Source organism: Rothia sp. HMSC078H08 (assembly GCF_001808955.1).
Taxonomy (GTDB): domain Bacteria; phylum Actinomycetota; class Actinomycetes; order Actinomycetales; family Micrococcaceae; genus Rothia.
The window spans coordinates 1-22,834 of sequence record NZ_KV795257.1; the positions used below are offsets into that span (position 1 = coordinate 1).

At 54.1% G+C, this 22,834-nt stretch carries 13 protein-coding genes; 11 read left to right on the forward strand and 2 right to left on the reverse strand.

The genetic code is table 11. From position 1 onward, the window contains the following. Window positions 1-1,972: hypothetical protein (locus HMPREF2528_RS06890; protein ID WP_168160861.1), on the forward strand; the 1,972-nt coding region annotated here is incomplete at its 5' end. Between the two features lie 192 nt (window positions 1,973-2,164). Here HMPREF2528_RS06890 and HMPREF2528_RS06895 read toward each other — a convergent pair. Beyond that, the gene (locus HMPREF2528_RS06895; RefSeq protein ID WP_070543440.1) at window positions 2,165-3,292 is read right to left on the reverse strand and encodes a glycosyltransferase family 4 protein; all 1,128 of its coding nucleotides are present in this window, start codon (window positions 3,290-3,292) and stop codon (window positions 2,165-2,167) included. 9 nt (window positions 3,293-3,301) lie between these two features. Beyond that, window positions 3,302-4,342 carry an alpha/beta fold hydrolase gene (locus HMPREF2528_RS06900; protein ID WP_070543443.1) on the reverse strand — a complete coding sequence of 347 codons (1,041 nt, stop codon included), beginning with the start codon at window positions 4,340-4,342 and terminating at the stop codon, window positions 3,302-3,304. A gap of 233 nt (window positions 4,343-4,575) precedes the next feature. Here HMPREF2528_RS06900 and leuS point away from each other — a divergent pair, with 233 nt between their 5' ends. The 10 genes from leuS (at window position 4,576) to HMPREF2528_RS06950 (ending at window position 22,815) form a co-directional block, all read left to right on the forward strand. Further along, window positions 4,576-7,071 (forward strand): leucine--tRNA ligase, encoded by a 2,496-nt coding sequence (gene leuS, locus HMPREF2528_RS06905; protein WP_070543445.1) that lies wholly within the window; start codon window positions 4,576-4,578, stop codon window positions 7,069-7,071. A gap of 228 nt (window positions 7,072-7,299) precedes the next feature. Beyond that, complete coding sequence (locus tag HMPREF2528_RS06910; RefSeq protein WP_210397108.1) at window positions 7,300-8,418, forward strand: DegV family protein; 1,119 nt, start codon at window positions 7,300-7,302, stop codon at window positions 8,416-8,418. A gap of 609 nt (window positions 8,419-9,027) precedes the next feature. Next, on the forward strand, window positions 9,028-10,032 hold the full coding sequence (gene gap, locus HMPREF2528_RS06915) for a type I glyceraldehyde-3-phosphate dehydrogenase (protein ID WP_012903599.1): 1,005 nt from the start codon (window positions 9,028-9,030) through the stop codon (window positions 10,030-10,032). A 342-nt stretch (window positions 10,033-10,374) separates the two neighbouring features. Next, the gene (pgk, locus tag HMPREF2528_RS06920) at window positions 10,375-11,598 is read left to right on the forward strand and encodes a phosphoglycerate kinase (protein ID WP_005506145.1); all 1,224 of its coding nucleotides are present in this window, start codon (window positions 10,375-10,377) and stop codon (window positions 11,596-11,598) included. A 424-nt stretch (window positions 11,599-12,022) separates the two neighbouring features. Next, window positions 12,023-12,613 carry a DUF6318 family protein gene (locus HMPREF2528_RS06925; RefSeq protein WP_049341307.1) on the forward strand — a complete coding sequence of 197 codons (591 nt, stop codon included), beginning with the start codon at window positions 12,023-12,025 and terminating at the stop codon, window positions 12,611-12,613. Between the two features lie 16 nt (window positions 12,614-12,629). Next, window positions 12,630-13,481, forward strand: a complete 852-nt coding sequence (locus tag HMPREF2528_RS06930) for a DUF6318 family protein (protein WP_070543447.1) — start codon at window positions 12,630-12,632, stop codon at window positions 13,479-13,481. Between the two features lie 281 nt (window positions 13,482-13,762). Beyond that, a complete protein-coding gene (locus tag HMPREF2528_RS06935; RefSeq protein WP_246823910.1) occupies window positions 13,763-20,659 on the forward strand; it encodes a DUF6531 domain-containing protein in 6,897 nt (2,298 codons plus the stop codon). A 12-nt stretch (window positions 20,660-20,671) separates the two neighbouring features. Beyond that, window positions 20,672-21,271, forward strand: coding sequence for a DUF6318 family protein (locus HMPREF2528_RS06940; RefSeq protein ID WP_070543449.1), 600 nt, complete (start codon window positions 20,672-20,674; stop codon window positions 21,269-21,271). A 2-nt stretch (window positions 21,272-21,273) separates the two neighbouring features. After that, the gene (locus HMPREF2528_RS06945; protein WP_070543451.1) at window positions 21,274-22,155 is read left to right on the forward strand and encodes a DUF6318 family protein; all 882 of its coding nucleotides are present in this window, start codon (window positions 21,274-21,276) and stop codon (window positions 22,153-22,155) included. Between the two features lie 69 nt (window positions 22,156-22,224). Beyond that, the gene (locus HMPREF2528_RS06950) at window positions 22,225-22,815 is read left to right on the forward strand and encodes a G-protein coupled receptor family protein (protein ID WP_070543454.1); all 591 of its coding nucleotides are present in this window, start codon (window positions 22,225-22,227) and stop codon (window positions 22,813-22,815) included. Window positions 22,816-22,834: the final 19 nt, after the last annotated feature.

The following is a 22,834-nucleotide window of genomic DNA, read 5'->3' on the forward strand; positions in this document are numbered from 1 at the left end:
ACACCCGGTCACCCACACTCAACTCGGAAGAGCCGATTTAGGCGTCCTTTTCGTGCATGGAATTGGAAATCAGAAATCAGGGGATACTTTTAGCGCAATATATCCTTCAATTAGAGATGAATTTAATTCTGATAGCTATCTTAAATACAGGGAAGTCTCAAGACCTTCGAATGGGTCAACTGAAGCCGTTGGTGAAATATATTATGGAAATATAGTTAAGAATGTAATTTTCCGAGAATCAAACTGGAATAAAAAGTGTCCAAGTCCTGTAAATATAGTGAGTAAAAGAACAAACTTAGTTCTCCTAAAAGAGTGGATTGCGAACAAGGTCGGCCGCACTCGCATAGGTGCTTTGCTGATTGGGTTGATTCGCCTAGCCTTAAATGTTGCAAATTGTTTTTTATTGCTTCTGTATTTTTTGGGAATGAGGATTGTTTCGTCTAGAGTCTATAACTTTATATTTTCTTTGAGTGCCTTTTTTCTGTTCTTATTTTTAGGAGATAAATTAATTTCCATTTTTTCAAATTTTCAAAAAATTACCCCAGAAGATAGGGTTTCCCTTTATTTTAGTGTTATATTATTGTTTTCACCAATATTTCTGTTCTTTATTATATGGTCAAGATGGGATAGGTGGTTGGAGCATAAAATATGGGTCTCAATTTTCATGATTGTATTCATTATTTTGTTATTTATGGTGCGAAATATGGAAATTTTATGGATGATAGCTGCAGGGGTGTCAATCGTAATTCTGGGTATATTTGTTTCACTCACTATTCTTTTTCCTTTCCTTGAGTGGGAAAGAATTGAGCCATTGTGGGAACAGATTAACGATTCAGCTGATTATGTTAGGACAGGGTCTGAATTTGAATATTTACAGGTTGTAGAGTCAGACATTAAAAACTTGATGAATGAGAGTGATAAAGTCATTGTTGTTGCTCATTCTATGGGTGAATATCTTACGTATAAATCTCTTAAGAGGAATATCGCGAATATAGACTGCGAAGAAGTTCAGCTTATTGGGGTTGGCGGAGGTCTTGGGCTCGTTTCCCTGATGGGTTCTCTTAGAGCAAGTAATGGGAAAGGTGAGTACTCGATTGCAAAGTCAGCGCTTCTTTCCTTGGGCGCAGCACTTCAGGTATTTATCATTTTGGGTGGATTTACTATCGCTGCCCTAGGTTTAGTATCTGACATTTATAGGTCTCTACCCTTGCTTGCCGGAAATATAACACTGGATTTTTATTTTGGATCAGATATTCCAGATCCTTATATTCCACTTGAAACATCAAGCCGGGTTTTTAATATAATCTATCACGGTGTATTTTTTGTTATATTTCTTGCTATCGGATTTTTTACGGAGAAAATTATTAGCATTGATGTTATTGGTGATAATAGGCTGAAATTCTTTAAATACTCTCACTTTTTGGATCCGGTGGGAAACTCTGCTGTATTTTACTACGGAAAGATAGTAGATAAGGCAATTACTCCGAATAGCTCGTTTGCTCATTCGATTCGGAGCTATTTTACAGCCGGTGAATTTGGTGTAAAGTCTGCGGATCGGCATATATCAAAGCATATCTATATGAGGAGGAGAGCTGTTCAACATATAGTATCAACTGCATATGAGAATCCAGATATTCTGCAGAAAAAAACTCATTCTTTAATAGATGTGATAATTGAGGTTATTTCTTGCATAGTTGCTGTAATCATCACCGTATTTTTTGGGAATATGAAAATGGAACTATTTTTTGCATTTTTTCCGCTGGTCGCAATATTTAATTATTTAACTCTGAAAATATTTGTGTGGATTAGAACGGTTGCTGAAACTACTCGAGATTCATCCCAGAATCCCAAGAATGCCGGGGTCGTGTGGGATAAGTTCTTTTGGCTAGTGATATGTATGTTAATATGTTTCTTGACTGATATTATAGTTCTTTTGGCTGTTGATACTATATTGTCAATTGATATTAAGTGATTTCGGAATGGGAGTCTTTGATTTTTGTTTGAATAAAATTTTTCAATCATTAAAATACGACTAGCGAGAATGCCGCCGCACCCTCCCGAGTTTCGGGGGAGTGCGGCGGCATTTCTGCGCCTAGCGCCGTAATTTAGTGCCGCGTTCTGTAAGCCTTGCAAGCCCTAGAGCCCGCGCATTAGAACCTGCGCCCTAGAGCCCGCGCACGACCTCTAGCAGTTTGAGCGCCGAGTCGCGCCAGGAGTAGCGGCGCACATCCGACAGGCCGTCAATAATCACGCGCTCGCGAACGGCGGTGTCCTCCAGCGAGCGGATAGCCTTCACCCAGTCGGCGGCGTGCGCCTCCGGGGCACCGTCAACCGGCGCGAACACGGCGTGCGGCGCAATCTCACGGAAAATCGGGATGTCACTAATCACCGCGGGGCAACCGGCAGCCTGAGCCTCAACCACGGGTAGGCCGTAACCCTCCTCGCGGGAGGCAGTCACCAGGGCGTGCGCCTGGCGGAGCAGCTGCTGATACTCCTCGTCGCTCACGCCGTTGTGCACCTCCACGTTCTCACCGATGAGGCGTTCGTCGGTGAGCTGCACCAGGCGCTGCGGCGGCATCTTCGACAGCAGGTGCAGGCGGTAATCCGGCAGGGAACGCATCGCCAGCAGCAGGGTTTCTACGTTCTTGTACGGCATGAACGAACCCATGTACACCAGGTGCTTGACGGGCTGCTCTTCGCGGGTGGTGGCGCGCTCCAGCGCGGTCTGGCGGGAGACGACGCTACCGGGCTGCGGGGCGTTGGGCACCACGAACAGCGGCTTGGTGGTCAGCTCATGCTCACGAATCAGCGAGGCGGTCGACTCAGAAACCGTCACGACCGCGTCGCCGTGGTTGAGCAGAAAACGCTGCGGGGTGTAGGTCTTGTGGAAGAGTCGCCAGCCCACGCGCACCGGTGCGGGCAGGAACCCGGGAGGGGTCGGGTGCGAGTAGTAAATCAGGTCGTGCAGGGTGAGAATCAGCTTGAATTTGCGTCCGGTGGAGCCGATAGTCTGCATGGGGGAGAACACCACGTCCGGCGCGTACTTATTCAGCTGCAGGGCTGCGGTCGGTTCGAGCGGGCCGGTGGGCGAGCAGATCTTCACGTGCGGCAAATCCGGCAGCATCTCCAGCTGACGCTCATCGCTGATGATCATGGTCAGGTCGAGGTCGGTGGCGGCTTCGTCGCCGGTGTCGATGAGGGTTTTGAGCGCGCCCAGCAGGGACGCAGTGTAGCGGCTGATGCCGTCGTGGAAGCCGATACGGGTGTATCGGGCGTCAACCATGAGTTTCATGTTGGTTCCTTACTTCTCGTTCCCTGAGTGGTCGGCGGCGAAATCGGCGATGAGTTCCGCGGCGCGGCGAGGGGTTTCGTAGTGGATGAGGTGCCCGACTTCGGGGATCATGTCCAGGCGCTCGCGGGCACCGGTCGAAGTAGCGGGGAGGTCGCGGGAGGTCAGCGTCGCGTACATGGCGCGAGCTGTTTCGGGGGTGCCCAGGTCGTCGTCTTCAGCAACGAGCATCTGCACGGGTACTCGGATGGCGGCGGCGTATTCGGCGGCGGTGTGCGTAATGGACGCTTCGTAGGCGCTGAGCACTCCGCGGCGGGAGCCGAAGGAGCCGAAGTAGGCGGCGTGCTGGCCGTTGATGAAGCGGCGCATTGCTTTGTCTTTGGTGCGCATCATGACTTCGCTGGAGGCGCGGGTAATCAGCTGTGAACGCAGTAGCGGGTAGCCGATTTTTTCGGGTAGTGCCGCGCCGGTGCGGTAGTAGAGGGAGGCAAGGCGGGAGGCGACGCGCTGACTGCCTTCGAGGGCGGGTTCGCTGATGGGGTTGATGAGCGAGAGCAGCGTGAGCGAGTTCGGGTGTGCGGCGGCGAAGGCGCTGGTGACGATGGAACCGAAGGAGTGGCCGACCACGTGCAGCGGCAGGGGGCGTGCATCCTCGCGGGCGGGGTTGATATGTTCCACGAAGTCGTTCAGCCACGCCACGTACGCGTCGATGCTGTCCTCACCCAGGGTGCTTTCGGGCAGGTCTGCGGAGCGGCCGAAGCCGGGCAGATCGGGGCTGATGATGCTGACGTTCGGGATGAGCTTCAGCAGGTAGTTCGCGATGATTTCGAGACCGTGGTGGTCGCCGCGGAAGCCGTGCACGAGCAGTACGGGGTAGGAGCCTTCGGGAAAGACTCCGTCGTTCATGCCTTTGCCGTACTGCCAGTAGCGGGTCATGACCGCCTGCGCGCCGTCACCGATGAGGGCGTCGTGGCGGGTGCCGGGAATGAGCGGGCCGGGCACACCCTCAAGAATCGAGGTGTTGGGGGAGTCCGGGGTAACGGTGGAGGTCATGGGTACCTTTCGCGGGTTGGGTACTGGGACGGCAAAGTCCCGTTCTTAATTCTAGGGGAGAAGCCTGAAAGGGCTCTGAAACCCGCCTGCCGCATCGTGGTCGGGCGGGTGGTAGGGCGGGCGGTGCCGTCCATTTGGTAGTCGGGGCGGCCTCAACTCTGGCGCGGTGCTGGTTTCGCGCTACACTTGGAGGGTTAAGTTTTTATCAACCTGTCTTTATTTAAGGAATCGCTGTGTCTGCTCAGGTAGAGACCGAACGCAACGAAAATGCGTACGACTTCCGCGCTATGGAAGCCAAGTGGCGCCCCTACTGGGACGAAACGAAGGTTTTCCAGCCCACCGGTGACGCCCCCAAGGGCCGCAAGTATGTGCTGGATATGTTCCCGTACCCCTCCGGTGACCTTCACATGGGTCACGCGGAGGCATTCGCTATTGGTGACATGAACGCCCGCTACTTCAAGCAGTGCGGCTACGATGTTCTGCACCCGATTGGCTGGGACTCCTTCGGCCTGCCCGCTGAGAACGCAGCCATTAAGAACGACACTCACCCCAAGGAGTGGACGTACAAGAACATTGAGACTCAGGCTGAGTCCTTCAAGCGCTACGCTATTGCCGCTGACTGGAGCCGCCGCCTGCACACCTCGGACCCCGAGTACTACAAGTGGACTCAGTGGCTGTTCGAGCAGTTCTACAAGAAGGGCCTGGCGTACCGTAAGGACTCCATGGTCAACTGGTGCCCCAAGGACCAGACCGTGCTCGCGAACGAGCAGGTTGTCAACGGTGCGTGTGAGCGTTGCGGTACTACCGTGACTAAGAAGTCGCTGAACCAGTGGTACTTCAAGATCACTGATTACGCACAGCAGCTGCTGGACGACATGGAGCAGCTGGAGGGCAAGTGGCCCGACCGTGTTCTGCTCATGCAGCGCAACTGGATTGGCCGTTCTGAGGGCGCTGAGGTGCGCTTCGAGATTGAGGCGACCGAGGACCAGGCCGCTGAATCCTTCACCGTGTTCACCACCCGCCCGGACACCCTGTACGGCGCAACCTTCATCGTGGTTGCTGCGGATGCGGCGTTCGCCGAGCAGATCGTGGCACCCGAGCACAAGGCTGCCCTGGAGCAGTACCGCGAAGACATTAAGGCACTGAGCGATATTGACCGCCAGTCCTCCGACCGCGAGAAGACCGGCGTGTTCACCGGCCGCTACGCGATTAACCCGCTGACCGGCGCGAAGCTGCCCGTCTGGGCTTCTGACTACGTGCTCGCCGATTACGGTACCGGCGCGATTATGGCTGTGCCCGCGCACGACCAGCGCGACCTTGAGTTCGCCCTGAAGTTCGACCTGCCCATCGTGAAGGTCCTGGACGTTGAGGGTGCTGAGGACCCGGCTACCAGCGGTGTTGCCGCAGCTGGTGACGGCGTGCTCATCAACTCCGGTGAGCTGACCGGACTGCCGAAGGCTGAGGCGCTCGCTAAGGCTATTGAGCTGGTTGAGGCTGCCGGCACCGGTGAGGGCAAGGTCATTTACCGTCTGCGTGACTGGCTGCTGTCCCGCCAGCGTTTCTGGGGTACCCCCATCCCCGTGATTCACTGTGAGGATTGTGGCGAGGTTCTGGTTCCTGAGGATCAGCTGCCGGTGCTGCTGCCCGATAACCTGCGCGGTGAGCAGCTGGCTCCTAAGGGCCAGTCGCCTCTTGCAGCTGCCGATGACTGGGCGATTGTGCCTTGCCCCGAGTGCGGCAAGCAGGCTCGCCGTGACTCGGACACCATGGACACCTTCGTGGATTCCTCCTGGTACTTCCTGCGTTACGTTTCCCCGAACTACGACAAGGCTCCTTTCGACCCGCAGGCTATGAGCGAGTGGGGCGCCGTCGATATGTACGTTGGCGGTGTGGAGCACGCTATTCTGCACCTGCTGTACGCACGCTTCTTCACCAAGGTTGTTCGCGACCTGGGCCTGATCAAGCACGATGAGCCGTTCAAGGCGCTCATGAACCAGGGCCAGGTGCTCAACGGCGGCAAGGCAATGTCCAAGTCGCTGGGTAACGGCGTGAACCTGGGTGAGCAGCTCGACAAGTTCGGTGTGGACGCTATCCGCACCACCATGATTTTCGCGTCCCCGCCCGAGGATGACGTGGACTGGGCCGACGTTTCTCCCGCCGGCTCGCAGAAGTTCCTGGCTCGCGCATGGCGTGTGGCTCAGGACGTCACCAGCGAACCCGGCGTTGACGCAACCACCGGTGACCTGGAGCTGCAGAAGCTGATTGCTCGCACCGTGCACGAGGTTCAGGGCCTGCTGGATAACGGCAAGTTCAATGTGGTTGTTGCTAAGACCATGGAGCTTGTGAACGCTACCCGTAAGGCTATTGACTCCGGTGCTGGTGCGGCTGACCCGGCTGTCCGTAAGGCTGCTGAGACTATCGCGATTCTGCTGTCTCTGTACGCACCCTACACCGCTGAGGACATGTGGCACGCTCTCGGCCACGACACCCCGGTTCTGACCGCGGGCTTCCCCGAGGTTGACCCGGCTCTGCTGGTGGATGACACCGTCACCGCTATCGTGCAGATTAAGGGCAAGGTCAAGGCTCGCCTGGAGGTTGCAAAGGATATTTCTGAGCAGGAGCTTCAGGAGCTGGCTCTGGCGGATGCTACTGTTCAGCGTTCGATTGGTGACGCCGAGATCCGCAAGGTGATTGTGCGTGCGCCTAAGCTCGTGAACATCGTAATCTAAGCTTTGTAGCTAACTAAGCTTCTTAGATAAAGCACAAGCCCCGCTGTGGCTTCGGTTCGTTTTATGGAACGAACCCGGAGGCGCGGCGGGGCTTGCGCCGTTAACGCGGCCTTTAGCGCGTTGAACCTGGACGTTCTGCTCTGCCGGGGCTATGGTGGTAGAAGCCCACAATGAGACGCCAGACACAATAGTTGTGTCGTGAATATAACCAGCAGGGGAGAGGGACTAATGAGCCAGAAGGATACTCAGCAGAAACATGCTGAGCGGGCACATCCTGCACACGAGCAGGATAATGCGCCCCGCATTGCCGTGGTAACCGATAGCGCCGCCGCCCTTGACCCGGAGCTCGTGCGGCGCCTGAGCGCTTGCGGTAATTTTGTGCTGGTTCCGATGCCGGTGACTATTCGCACGCCCGGTGAGCCGGACCGTCAACTGCAGGACTTGACCGCCGCCGAGGTGGATGAGGCGATTATGCTTGCGCACGTGATGGGTCAGACGGTGAGCACTTCCGGGCCTGCGCCGGGCGTGTTTGCTGATGTGTATGACGATTTGGCGTCGCGAGGTTTTATGCATGTGGTGTCTGTGCATTTGTCCGGCGAGCTCTCAGGTACGGTGGAGGCGGCACGCACCGGTGCCCGCCTGAGCCGCCTGGGTTCTAAGGGTGTGAGCGTGGTGGATAGCCGCACGGTCGCGGGTGCATACGGACACGCGGTGGTGCGTGCCCTGGAGGTGCTGAACTCTGCTTCCTCTGATTTTGTTCCGAGCCCTGACCACCCGAGCTCTGACTATCCGACTGCGGCGCAGCTGGTGGACTACATTCAGTCGGTCTGCGAGCAGTCCACGCTCTACTTTTATATCCCGACCCTGGATGCCTTGCGCCGCGGTGGTCGCGTTTCCCCGGCGTTGGCGATGGTGGGCCAGATGTTCCAGATCAAGCCGATTGGCACGATTACCGAGGGCAAGCTGGCGTATGTGGAGCGCCCCCGCACTGCGGCGCGCGCCCTGGAGCGTCTGGTGGAGGTGACCGTGCAGACCTGCCGTGAGCATCAGCATGCGGCGGCTCTCACCTCTGTGGCTGCACCTGACATGGATTCTTCTCTTGCCAGTTTTTCCCGCACCAGTTTTTCTCTCAAAGCAACCCCGCGTGGTGAGGTAGTTGCGGTGCATCATGTGGGTAATGCGGCGCAGGCGGTGCAACTGTACGAGCAGGTTCAGCAGATGTTGGGGGAGAGCTCCCTAGTTCATGATGCTGCCGCTTCTTCGGCGCCGGAGTTTTTGGTGAGTGCGTTGCCGCCGGTGCTGTCGGCTCATTCGGGGCTGGGTGCTGTGGCGCTGGTCGTTTATTAGGATCGTGTACTAGCCGCCTTTCCGATGTGCCCGTGTTGACCCTGTGCTGTGTGCTCGTGCTGCGTGTCCGCGGATGTGCTTATGCGGTGTTCCTGCGGGGTGTTCCCGTATGATGCGCCGCGGGCGACACGAAAACTGTGTGCCTGGAGCGTATTTAGCCCTCTTTAAGGCTGTGGTGTGTCTTACTTTGGGGTCGTCTGTTTTTGGGTGAGAATTTGCACCGTGTGCGAGCGTATTGGGTGTCATTGAAACCCATTCGCAGGTGAAAGGGTATTTTTTACCCTCATATTTTGCCTTGATATGGCGCGGTTTTTAGCAAATGTGTGTTTCGTGTGTGTTTATGTTGCCGTGACCGTATCGCAACATTTTCTAGGGGCGAACACAACGTAAAACAACAGAAAACAACGGGTTTTTGCCGATTTTTATGGCGCAACTCACAAAAATTTCTTGATAGAACACACCAAAACACACACAAACTAGGGTAGGATTATTACCAACAACGGCGGAACACACCGGGCAACATAGAGCACGGACGAATCCGACAAACCAGAGCCTACAAGGCATCGGATTCGTACACCGCCACCAACGCACTGACAAGGAGATACTCCAGTGACCGTACGCGTAGCAATCAACGGCTTCGGCCGCATCGGCCGCACCTTCTTCCGCGCAGCTCAGACCGAGGGCGTCGGCTTCGAAATCGTCGCAATCAACGACCTCACCGATGTTGAGACCCTGGCACACCTGCTCAAGTACGACTCCATCATGGGTCGCTTCAACGCAGAGGTTGAGGTCAAGGAAGGCGCACTGGTTGTTGACGGCAAGGAAATCAAGATCCTCGCTGAGCGTGACCCCCAGAACCTCCCCTGGAAGGACCTGGGCGTTGACGTAGTCCTCGAGTCCACCGGTTTCTTCACCGACGGTACCAAGGCAAAGGCACACATCGAGGCTGGCGCTAAGAAGGTTATCCTCTCCGCTCCCGGTAAGAACATCGACGGCACCTTCGTCATGGGCGTGAACGACGACCAGTACGATGCAGCTAACCACCACATCGTCTCCAACGCATCCTGCACCACCAACTGCCTCGCTCCGATGGCTAAGGTTCTGAACGACGCATTCGGCATCAAGCAGGGTCTGATGACCACCATCCACGCATACACCGCTGACCAGCGTCTGCAGGATGCTCCCCACCGCGACCTGCGCCGTGCACGCGCAGCAGCTGTGAACATGGTCCCCACCTCCACCGGTGCAGCAGCAGCTGTTGGCCTGGTTCTGCCCGAGCTGAAGGGTAAGCTGGACGGCTTCGCAGTCCGCGTTCCCACCATCACCGGCTCCATCACCGACCTGACCTTCACCGCTGAGCGCGAGGTCACCGTTGAGGAAGTCAACGCAGCAGTCAAGGCAGCAGCTGAGGGCCCCATGAAGGGCATCATCAAGTACAACGAGGACCCCATCGTCTCCAAGGACATCGAGGGTGAGTCCATCTCCACCGTCTTCGACGCACCGCTGACCAAGGTCATCGGCGATCAGGTGAAGGTTATCGCTTGGTACGACAACGAGTACGGCTACGTTTCGCGCCTCGTGATGTTCACCAACAAGGTTGTGGCATCCCTCTAAGCCCCAATAGGCTTACGACGCTCACTGAGTGTAAGCGTCACCCCGCGTAACTAACGCATAGTGAACCCCGGCACCACCGCATTAAGCGGGGGAGTCGGGGTTTCCTGTACCAAGGCTCTGTGTAAAGGGTCTTAATAAAACCCCAAAATGTATAAACATACTATTTTCCGTCGCCCTTTTTGGGTCAAAAATACCGTAAGAAAATAGCTGATAGAGAGTGCGAATATCCGCGATATTCTGCGGAAAAACACCATATAAAAGCTATTTACTAGGCTGTCAATCACCCTAATGTTCGGTATGATGGAAACGGTATATAAACCCACCTATCCAGGAGGAATTCCTATGGCTAAGGCACTGTCCGAACTGCTCGAAGAAGGCGTCGCAGGCCGCCACGTTCTCGTCCGTTCCGACCTGAACGTACCCCTGAAGGACGGCGTTGTCACCGACGACGGCCGCGTCCGCGCATCCCTGCCCGTCATTGAGAAGCTTGCCAAGGCTGGCGCACGCGTTATCGTGACCGCGCACCTGGGCCGCCCCAAGGGCAAGGTTGACCCCCAGTACTCCATCGCACCGGCAGCTGCACGCCTGGCTGAGCTGGCATCCGTGCCCGTGAAGGTTGCAACCGACCTGGTAGGCGAGGACGCAAAGGCTAAGGCAGCAGCCCTGGCTGACGGCGAAGTTCTGGTCGTTGAGAACGTCCGCTACGACGCACGCGAGACCTCCAAGGACGACGCAGAGCGCGGCGAATTCGCTGACGAGCTGGTCGCACTGACCGGTGAGAACGGCGCATACGTGAACGACGCATTCGGTGCAGTTCACCGCAAGCACGCTTCCGTCTACGACGTTGCTAAGCGCCTGCCCGCATACCTGGGTGACCTGGTGAAGAAGGAAGTTGACGTTCTGGCTAAGACCCTGAACGACCCCGAGCGTCCCTTCGTCGTGGTCATGGGTGGCGCTAAGGTTTCCGATAAGCTCGCCGTGATTGACAACCTGATTGGTAAGGCTGACACCATCCTCATTGGTGGCGGTATGGGCTACACCTTCGCATACGCACAGGGCTACGAGGTTGGCCAGTCGCTGCTGGAGAAGGACCAGGTCGACAACGTTCTGCGTTACCTGAAGGAAGCTCCCGAGAAGGGCACCGAGATCATCACCGCAGTGGACGTTGTCTGGTCTGACGCATTCTCCGCTGACGCTAACACCGAGATTCGCCCGATTGAGGACCTGACCGGCGGCAAGCTGGGCGCAGAGGCTGAGGGCCTGGACATTGGCCCCAAGACCCGCGAGATTTTCGCTGAGAAGATCAAGGGTGCAAAGACCATCTTCTGGAACGGCCCCGTTGGCGTGTTCGAGATTGCTCCCTTCGCTGAGGGTACCCGCGCAGTGGCTCAGGCTATCGTCGAGTCTGACTCGTTCTCCATCATTGGTGGTGGCGACTCCGCATCTGCAGTCCGTAACCTGGGCTTCAAGGATGAGCAGTTCGGCCACATCTCCACCGGTGGTGGCGCTTCCCTCGAGTACATTGAGGGTAAGACCCTGCCCGGCCTGGAGGCACTGGGCGCCTAATCTGGGTGCACAGATTTAGTACACGGTTTTAGTGTAAGGAACCCCCGCTGGGGCGGTATTTCGGTACCGTTCCGGCGGGGGTTTCTGCATGCCCGCTCATGCCCGGATAATCCTGCGCGGGCAGATGGGCGGCGCCGTTTCCTGGCTATATGCTGTGGATTCCCTGGGTATGCGGCTTGTACCTGGGAGGGGTAGAGGCGGCTTTACTAGACTGGAAATGTAGAGGTTCCCGGCGCTCACCGGGCGGTACCCATACGGTTGCCGCGGGGGAGTACGGCAGGGAGCGCACGCACCTCCACAGGCAAGCAAATACAGGCGGGCGAAGACGCCCAGGTGCTGAACCCAGCCGCCCGAGCAGTCCAGGACCACCTCGGCAGCTCATAAAAACGGCAACTAGTGAACATCGAATCCAAGGAGGGAAAGAATGATCGTCAACGCTCAAATGCTCTTTGACGAAAAAGACTACACCGGAACATACCCGTACGTTGCCGATGGCGTGATTGGGCCCTACACACCCGCAAACCGGGACCACCCCGCCTACTCGGCACCCGCCCCAGGCGTGAGGTACACGCCGAATACTTACAAGGTGTCAAACCTGCGCCCCTACCTGGGCTACTACTACGCCTGCCAAAACTACATGATTCTCGCCTCGGAACCGGCAGTTCTGCGGATCGACAATATCAGTGAAGAAATGTTCTTCCCCGCCATTCAGGACCTCTACGAAGAAGGTAGGGGCTGGGTCATCACGCCTGCCTCTAAGATTCTGACCATGAACCTTCTGGAGGGGCAGCCGCGCCTCGTCGACGAGACGCTAAAAATTGTGGAATGGAACGTGCGGTTCGATATTCTTCCCGAAGTTCAGGTGTACCGCAAAGACACAAACCAGGTGTACCCCATCACCGATTTTGATACGCGCGGCCTGATCCGAGACGGTGCAATACACGGGACTCTACGCACACAATTCACGAATGAGTGGAGGCCCGTCCAATTCATCCCAGAAAATAGTTTGAGCTAGGGGAGGGGAGAGCAACATGACGAATAACTTTGGTGGACCCGGATACAACGGACCCGGATACAACGAGCAACGAGCGCTCATGAGGTCTATGATTTCTCGCGCCAAGTTTATACGAGCTGGCGTGTTCGCTGGTGCCGCCCTCGTTGCGGTGGCTTTTGGTTGGGGTACTAAACTGCTCAACGGGACGGGTTCGGAGTCTCAAGCCGATAAGAAGCGTGACCAGGAATTTGTGCGCCTGGAACCCACGGAAAAGTACGATGAGCTCCGTACCTTGGGGCCTTCCTCCGGGCCGCTGGTTTATACGGCATTCGAACGTAAGGGGCGCTTCATTCCTGCTACCGAGGCGCAGGCGGCGCAAAACGTGCCGTACCCTATTCAGCAGCCCGGAATGGATAACTACGACCGCGCCGGCTTGTACGCATTCTTGGCGTACTTCTTTGCGTCGATGAATTACTTCTACCACACGGGCGATACTGAGCCTCTTTCTAAGGTTACGGACCCGGAAAAGGTGCTGCACCCCGAAATTCTTCGCCTGTACAGGGAGAAGCACGGGTGGGTTATTTCGGCTGATAAGAATGTTCTGAGCGCCAATGTTGCTGATGATCTTATCGCCGGTGAAAAGGCTAAAAATACGAGCCGAAAAATCCTGGTGAGTACCCTGTACACGACTAAGGCTAAGGACCTTGCGTTTTACGTTAAAGAGACGGGTGAGAAGCAGGATATCCGCAAATATTTGAAGTATCTGGGGCGTTTCTCGCTGGCTGTGGAGCATCTGCGTGGGCAGTGGGTGATTGTGGTTGACCGCGACGGCTACAGCAACCGCAACACCTACGAGCCGATCTACCCGCAAGGATTCGGGCAGCTATAGCTTTCTCTATGTGGCTTCTTTCGGAACCCCCGCCGGGCAGCACTTTCGGTACTGTGCTGGCGGGGGTTTCTTGCTGGACTTTTGAGGTGGATGCTTCGCGGCTGGCTATGGGAGGTGGAAGCAAGGGAGGCGGAATCCGTCCTGCTGAGTTCGTGTGCAGAACGTGCGTGTGTTACCTTGAAGGGTGTGTGATTCTCACTGTCACCGAGAGGGAACACACATGCAACGAATGTGGGCGAGGAAGCTCGTTCACTGTCACATCAACTTCCGGAAGTAAATATATGGGTAACGTCCACGCTAATACTGAAGCTGTTCCTTTTGACTTTGAGAGCGCTGAGGCTCTCAAAACGCATTTGACGCATCTAACTCAGGTAATTGAGCATCAGCTCCCTGCCCGCTATGGCGCCGATGGTACTTGTGGTGCCGCTCAGCTCGCTCTGGAGGGGTTCACCGGTGGCTATGCACGAGTGTATAGAGCAAAGCTTGCTTCGTCATTTGCGCTGTTGCGAGAGTTTAAGGAATGCTTTAGCAACGCAGCTCGTAATATGGAGACTTATATTAAAGCTGCCCGCGAGGAAGAGCGTATTCGCCGAGAGATTACTGAATGGGAGAAGCTCAACGAACGTAAGCAAAGAGCTCGTGATCTTGAGAAGCTTGAGTATGACCTTCGGAATCAAGGTGCGTATAGCGTTGATAACCCTGACCTCAATCTTGAGGTTCCCCCTCGTCCTATGCCTTCCCGCCCCCCGCATTTTGAGGTCTACACGCCACGACCTGTAGCTGACCCCTTCACTGGTGCTCAGGGTAACTCAGTTTCTTCAGGAGTTTCTCAAAGTGCTCTCGGACAGTTTGCCGAGGCAAACTCTTCCGCACAGGGTACTCAACGTGTGAATACCCGAGCTGCAATTGCCTCTGGTGGTTCCACTGTTTCTATCATTCCACATAATGTGTATCAGTATGGTCAGATTACTTTTTCTATGAATGCTGAACTTGGCCAGGCACAACATCGCGTCGCGTCCACCTATGCTCAGTTCCGTTCGAATACTTCGTGGGGAACTTTTAACGCTGATTCTTTGATTGCTGCGTTGCACACCTGGATTGAAGATGTGTATGAAGATGCTACCTGGCTAGGAAAAGTTGCTCAGGTAATGCTTGATGCTGCAACTTATGGCAATCTCACTAGTGCTTCGGTGGAGGGTTCTGTTGATCTTTCCGGGCCTGGGGCAAAGGCTCAAGTTAGCCTCGACATGAACCTTCTGAATGAGCTGATGCATGATGATATTCCCATGCATCACCTACTGCAGGTTCCTGGCATGAGCATTACCGGTGTAAATATCTCATCCGGCTACGCAAATGACCCCGTCAACGTTGCAACCGGTAACTTCATTGAAAGTGAAGTTGACCTTCGCTCTCATGTAAACCCTGTGTTGCGTCTTGAGCGCACCTACAACAGTGTTCTCGCTGCCCTCCCGAATACCCCTCACGGTGCTTTTGGCAAGGGCTGGTCAAGCATGCTGGATAGCCGACTTGAGCAAAACTCCGATAGCATCTCATGGCACACTGCCGACGGTCGTGAACTCGTCTTTGAACGTGATACGAACTCGGCTAGCGGGTATGCACGAACTCCCAACGCCCCCTACTGGCTGGAGAAGGTATCCGAGTCTGCTCTAGACGCGGCACCTACGTATAATGTGGATTCAGTCTCTGCGCCCTTCGAAGAAGATACCGAAGGACAAGAGGCGCTTTATCGCGCCCTATACTCTGCTGTGAATAAAGCGGTCAAGTCCGCCCATCGTCTACTGCCGTCATCCTTTGAAGTAACGGAATCGTCTGAACCCAGTTACTACTGGTCTGTTACTAACCATTCTGGTAGCCGTTATTTCTATGCTCCTTCGGGTGAATTGGTTGCTTTCATGGAGGGGCACCCCAGCTCAGCTATAGTTGCTCTTTACAACCGTGGCCCAAAGGCTAATGCTGATGGGGAATCCGTAGCTCAGCGACCGAGTGCTTTGATTCAGCCCCTTAGCGCGCAGGGCATTGTTGTCAGCTATGATGCACATGATTTTGTATCTGGAGCATCTCTCGTCAACTTCGGTGGAGGCTCCTCTGAAGAACAATCATCAGGACAAGTCGAAAGCCAGCTGAACGATGCGCGCTATATTTACAATTCTGCTGGCGTACTTTGTGAAGTTCAGCGACCTGATGGTACCCGCCGTTATGAACAGACGGAGGATCACCTCATCCACCGTGTCTGGAATGAAACGGGATATTGCGAGGTTGAGAATAGCTATGACGCTGACGGCCGCATCGTAGCTCAGAAAACTGAGCACGGTCGAAATATTAGCTACCGCTATGAGCATGGTCTAATGACCGTGATTGAAGATTCCGGAACCGGTGAGCACGCTAATATTTGGCGCTCAAACGAACACGGTCAGCTTGTTTCCCTTGTGGCTGGTGACGGAAGCCGCCAGTCCATGCGATACAACTCCTACGGTTACCGCACCTATATCTGCGAGCGTGACGGATCTGTGACTCATCGTAGCTACGATGAACGCGCTCGCCTTGTCTCGGAAAATACTCCGGAAGGTGCAGTCCACCGTTATACGTGGGATGAGTACGACCGTATGATTGCCCACCGAATTATGAATAAGAATCGGCGTGCAGGCACCCTCACCGAAACGCGCTATACCTACTCCCAGAACCCGCTGGACCCTAATCCCCTGACTATTACCCGTAACGGAGGCAATACAACTTATCTTGAATGGGACAACGCCGGCCATTGCACCGCCGTCGCTGATGAATCAGGATTCAAGCAGCACTTTACCTACAATAACCGTGGGCAGCTTCTGAGCTCCACGGACTCTAGTGGTGCGCAAACGCAGTATTCGTATGATGCTGCTGGTAACCTGAGCTCAGTAACTAATCCTCTCGGCAATACCCAGTATTTTGAGTGGGATGCGAGTGGGCGACTCAGCACGGTGGTCGACGCGATGGGTGCTCGTTGGGGTTTGTCTTATGCAGAAGCAGCTCAGAACGCTACGCCGACCTCCGAGCAGCTCTTGACAGCGCTGACCGACCCTGAAGGTAACGTCACTACTTTTGAATACTCAGCTGGTCACCTAAGCGCTGTGATTGATCCTATGGGTAACCGAACCAGCGTCGAACGCGACACCTGGGGCAACGTTATCTCCATGACTGATGCCGCAGAAGCCAAGACCCATTATGAATACGACGAACTTTCGCAGCTCGTCGCTATCATTGACCCCTGTGGGGCTCGTACCGAGTATGAGTATTCTCTAACTGGCGACTTGAGCCGCATTGTGGATGCTACTGGTGTAGCTTTGAGCATCACCCACTCGCGCTCTCACGGTGAGTATTCAATGCGAGTTGAGGGCGCGTCCGGTAACTACGCCGTTGTAACTGATGCCCTGGGACGAGTTGTTTCTGCATCAAATTCTCTGATGACTATGGTGCCGGGTCTGGGTCCCGGTGGGTCTTTGCGCTCTAACTCTTCTCTTGCGGGGCTTGCTTTTGCTTCAGCAGGTAAGCAGCTTTCTGAGCGTCCTGCGGGTCCTTGGGCGTCGTGGAGCTTGGTGCAGCCGGAACTTCGTGTTCCCACTATTTTGGGTTCCCGCGATAACGTATCGCGAGGCGATAGCGCCCTTACTGCTGCTCATCTTCCGTCTGTTATTACGATGTTTGAGAACCGTCAGGATATGGCGGCTCTCTTTGGCGTGCCCGTTCCTAAGTTGAATATTCCGGATGCCTCTATCCTTCTCAACTCTTCCTCTGATAGTTCTGCACAGGCTGGGTATAACGCTCAGAGCCAGGTTGCTCAGATTATCTCTGCAAATGGAGCGGTAGTTAGCTTCGAGTATGATTCTCAGGGGCGCATGAGTCGTAGCGTTAGCGCAGCTGGTCGAGAGACCATCTTTGAATATGATGCTGCAGGTCGTTGTATCAGTCAGAAGGTTCTCAAGAAGACGAGTGAGCTCGACACTGACGAAGATTACCTGGAAACTATCTTTACCTATGATGCTGCAGGTCGTCTGTTGGAGAAGACCATTCGGGACTCTGCAGATGCTTCAGCAACCCCGTCGCGTCTTGTGCAGTACACCTATGATGCTGCTGGCCGACGCATTAAAGAAGATACGGGAGAGAAGGTTACCTGCTACAGCTACACTTCACGTGGACTTATTGCGCGTATTGAAGATAGCGTTGAAGGTGCCCGTTCTTTCTCATACGATGCGGCAGGTCGCCTTGTAAATGTTGAAGACGCTTTGGGCGGCACCTCCCGCTGTGAGTATGATGCCCTCGCACGTCCTCTGCGCTGGATTACGCCTGCGGGTATCGTAACGAGCTACGGATGGGATGCGGCAGGTCGCCTTCTGCGTGAAGAACGCTCAGGCACAAGTTTTACGGTTGAAAATGCGGCAGACTCTCTCGTACGTACTTTCTCTTACGATGCTGCAGGGCGTCTTCTTACGGTGAATGACGGTGAACGTATCCGTTCGTTTGAGTACGACTATGCTCGCGGTGGTGTGCTCCGTTCGGTCACTGTTAATGGTGAACTCCAGGGAACTTTTGAATATTCCTTGATGAATGGACGTGGCTCTCAGCAGGGCATGTTGAAGATTTCGGTAAATGATGCAAAGGCAGAGCACATTTATGAGTACTCTGCATCTGGCAGGTTGCTGAGCCGTACTCGCGTACCCCATGGTGATATGAACATGATGCGCATCTCAAGTACGGTGTCTATTGCTGATCACATCACGGGTATTCTTCGCGCCCCAGACGTGAACCAGCGTACTCTCCATGCCTTGCAAGCGTTTAAGCAGCGTGGTGAATATACGCTGAACTATACCTACGATGCAGATGGTGTTCTGGTAATGAGTAGCAACCCGTACGGCTCAGTGCGCTGGATGCGTGATGGTGCGGGTCGAGTGCGCCATACTCAGTCTAAGGACGTTTTTGCTCGCACCAGGGAGATGGAATTTACCCATGCTTCATGTGGTGCTTTGACCTCGATGAGTACAGAAGACACTCGCGCCGTGTGGAAACTCAATCCTGTTAAGAATGTTCCCGTGGGCTACAAGGTAGAGCGTACCGGTACCCGTGAGTTGGGAACTGGGACTGCACCTGTCAGTACGTTTGCTGCTCATGTGGAACGTGATACTTCTTCTCGGGTTGCTGTCTGCACTCTTGAAGATGCAGAAAATAACTCTGAGGCGCGCACTATGAAGTATCGTTATGATGCTTCTGGTGCTCTTATCTCTGTATCTGATGGTATTCAGGAACGAACTTGGACCTACGAAAACGGCATGATGGTCGCCGAGGCATTGTATAAGCGCAATTGTGAGCAGGGAGATAACGCCCTGCTGCTGGAACGCGCCTTCAGCCACAATTCAATTGGCCTTCTCAGCGCTGTTTCTGAGGTGCAGTATGGTGCCGATGGTACTGTCCAGAATCGTTCTCGAACTGAGTATTTCTATAACGCTGCCGGTGAACGCGTCCGTGAGGCGACCACGGACGAGCTGACTGGACAGCACCGTGAGCGTACCCTTGGGTGGGGCAACATGGGGCAGGTGAATGCTATTCGCCTGGACAGCGAAGAGTGGGAGCTACACCATGACATGACTGGTGAGCTTGCCTCAGTGCACGCTAATACTACGGTTGATGTCCCCAATGCATCTATGCCTTTGGTGTGGGACGCTGTCTCATCCGTACCTATGGTGCTGGGTGTGGGCGGAATGAGTGCTGGATCTGTGCTGGAGAATATCTCTTCTGAAGAGGAACTGGGCTATGGCTTGGGCTGGTCTATGTCTTCTAACCCGTGGGAAAGTGACGTAGTTACTGTTGCTGCTGTTCCTGGTCTTGGCATGGTTAGTGCTGGTCCGGCAGCTTCCTCAGTCAATATTGCTGGTCTTGATTTCATGGGTTTCCGTGTGGCTGATGCTGGCGTGCGCCGTTTTGTGTCCACTGATGCTTTGAGCTCGGTGCCGGGTATTGTGCACGGTATGGATACGAACTCTTTTGTAGGCTGGAACCCTATTTCCCTAGCTGACCCGTGGGGTTTGCGCCCGATGTCAGTGCAGGAATTTAGGGACTATCAGGTTCGAAAAACAGAGAAGAAAAATCATGATACATCTGAGATTATTAACGAGATAAAGTATAGTCCTGGTGCCCAAATACTGTTGTTTATAATGGGGATAATTGATTATTCACCACTTTCCCCCTTTGGAATATATAATTACTTTAATAAAGATCCAAAGATTGAGGATTTGAATGTTCAGCGGCAGCATGGGTATGGTGGGGATATTCCTCCTGTTCCTCCGCAAAATATTCATCAAGTGGCGCAACGCATGAATTCAGTTAATGACAATCAACATGTTAAAGACATGGAGAAATCGCAAGGAAACGCAGGGTACTCAGCCGTTCAAATTGACGTTTATGAAGGGAAGAAGCCTGATGATTCGAAGGAGAAGGTTGCATATGTTTATATTCCCGGCACTGATTTTGATTTTTCGATAAAAGGTGGAAAAGATGGTGAGATTGGCTCTATAGGAAATAATCTTGGTCTGGCTGGTAATACCTCTGATAAACCTGTTGATGATTTGTCGCCCTACCACCGAATGGTGGAAAAGGCAATGAAGGATGCTAAGCTACAAGACGTAGACCGAGTAGTAATGGTTGGTCACTCTCAGGGCGGTGCCGTGGCGTATTCACTTGCTAATAATAAGGAATTTAATAGTAAATATAAGGTATCTAATGTTGTAACCTATGGTGCACCGACCAGCAATCTTGAGGGACAACGAGATGATCTTGACCATCACTTTAACTATGTGGCTGTTGTGAACGAGAATGACGTGGTTCCTGGCCTAACACCTGGAAAGCAATACGGCGAGCCCGCTAATCGTGTACATGTCGTCGAAAGTGATAAAGCTAGGGGGGGCATGGATTCTCACGGTATGAATATTTATGTCGATGCTACTCAGCGTTATGTTGCTAGTGGCTACGGTGATGATGAAGGCGTTGATATCGATGCACAGGCGTACAGCGCGCAACAAGAAGTGCAAGGAGTAGAAGAAGGAACTGGGCTATATACCGGTAGAAATACTTCTAAGACTACTTATTACAATCGTGCGTTACGAGAAGCCCTTCGGGGAAATACGTTTTAGGAAGGAGAGGAAATGAGTGTCGACCCTGAGTGGACTAAAAAATTCTTCAATCAAGAGGACTATAGGGGAGCATACCATCTTGTCGATACTGACATGATTGGAATTTATACCCCAGCAGACCGGCAGCACCCTGCATATTCTGCGCCGCCGCCAGACTACAGCTATACGTTTACTAAATTTCTAACGTCCGCTGATTTGAAATTCTATAATAGCTACTATTATCAATGCCAAAACTATATGCTTTTGGCATCCGATTCGCGCCGCCTCGAATATGCAATGACCGCCGAAGAACTATTCTTTCCCGCCATCCAAGATATCTTTGACGACGGAAAAGGGTGGGTTATTACCCCCAACCAACAAATCTTGACCATGCACATTCTCGAAGCACAACCGCGCATCCACAACGAAGAACAAAAAATCTTCGACTGGAACGTCAAATTCGACATCCTTCCCGAAGCAAAAGTCTTCCGGAAAGACACCGGGCAGCTACAGCCCATCACCGAATTCGACACGCGCGGACTCCTTCGCGACGGAGCAATCTACGGTACCCTGCGCTCGCGTTTCCTCGATCCCGGATGGGATATTCACTTCATCCCCGAAAAGGAGGTATAACCATGGGACCCCAACGTAAGGAACAGGAGACGAGCATCCAGCAGAACTCCTCCGAGGAAGCTCATCCGGTATCTTCTGGTCAGCTACTTGCTCATCAGTCGGAGCCGCGAAAGCCCCGTTTTTCTCGTCGTACCCTCGCAATAGGGGGCGTGGGAGTCCTCGGCGCTCTCTTCGTCGGTCGACAGGCCGGTATCCTCGCCAATGATGAGGAAAAGCAGAAAATGCGTCTTCTTAAATGGGATAGGGCACTAATCGCTCTAGAACCTGATGAGAAGTTTGATGCTGGTTACGTAGACCGTGGAAGCGCAGCGGGGTTTATGGTCTACACCGCCTACGAACGCAACGGCAGGTACGTACCCGCCACTGAAGAGCATGCAGCCCAGAATGTGCCCTACCCCGTTCTGCAGCCGGGAATGAATGAGTATAACCGCGGTGGTTTCTATATTTTTCAGGCGTACTTTTATGCCGCCCTGAACTATTTCTACTACACCGGAGATACCAAACCGCTCTCTGAAGTGATCAACCCCGAAGAGATTATTTCTCCTGAGCTTCTTCGGCTGTACCGGGAAAATCGCGGCTGGCTTATCGCCGGTCAGGATGTGTACCGCCTGCAGGTTACCACCGCCGGTATTAATGACCGCAGTAAGAATGGTCGGCAGATATTGAGATACCAGGCAAGGCGACGTATTCGTGATGAGGCTGTCTTCTACGTGCCCGAAACGGGGGAGAAGTTACCCATCGATAAGTTCTTGAAGACCGGTGAGGAAGAGTACGCTTTCCTCTGTGCGGAGCACCTGCGCGGCCGCTGGGTGCTGGTGGAAGACGATAAGGACGCCACGCCGCTATACCCTCCGGGATTCTCCCTTGAAGGGCTAGAGGTATAAGATCCCATCTTCCCGGTAGCCGCACGACATCATCGATAACCACACCACACCAACCACCCTAGGAGACATATGGAACAGTCGCCCCAGAACCCCGGCGCGCCCGCACAGGACAGCGCCGTGCAGGGCAGCCCCTTGCCGGAGAATACGGCGCAGAGCAATGCTGTACAGGAAAACACCGTGCAGAACAACGCTGCAGAAAGCACCACGGTAGAAGCTACTGCAGTACCTACCGCAACCGCCCTCCAGAGTCCCGCGCAAGACCCCGCCGTAGATGGTGCCGCATCCGCGGCTCCTGCTGAGGCGGTAGCACCCGCGCCCGCAGAGCCTAAGCGCATGGGCCTGTACTCGCTTATCTGCCTCCCCACCGGCGGATTCACGGCCTTCTTCATTGCAAATAGTCCCTACCTCTGGATGTATTACGCCTATTGGGAATCTTCCTCGGTAGCAACGGCTACTCTCATCATTTCGTTTGTTGTTTTGCTGTGTGTCTGCTTCACCTACTGTGCTCTTGCGGCGCTCATCGTTGAGAAGATCGCTACCCGAAAGCTGCCTTGGGGTCGTTCCCTCGCCATAAGTGCGCGCGCTACCGCGCTTCTTGTGATTGTTTTGACGATTGTCTTTTTCTGCTACACCTCGTACCTTCTCCGAGGCGGCTACTAACACACCGTAGACAAACATC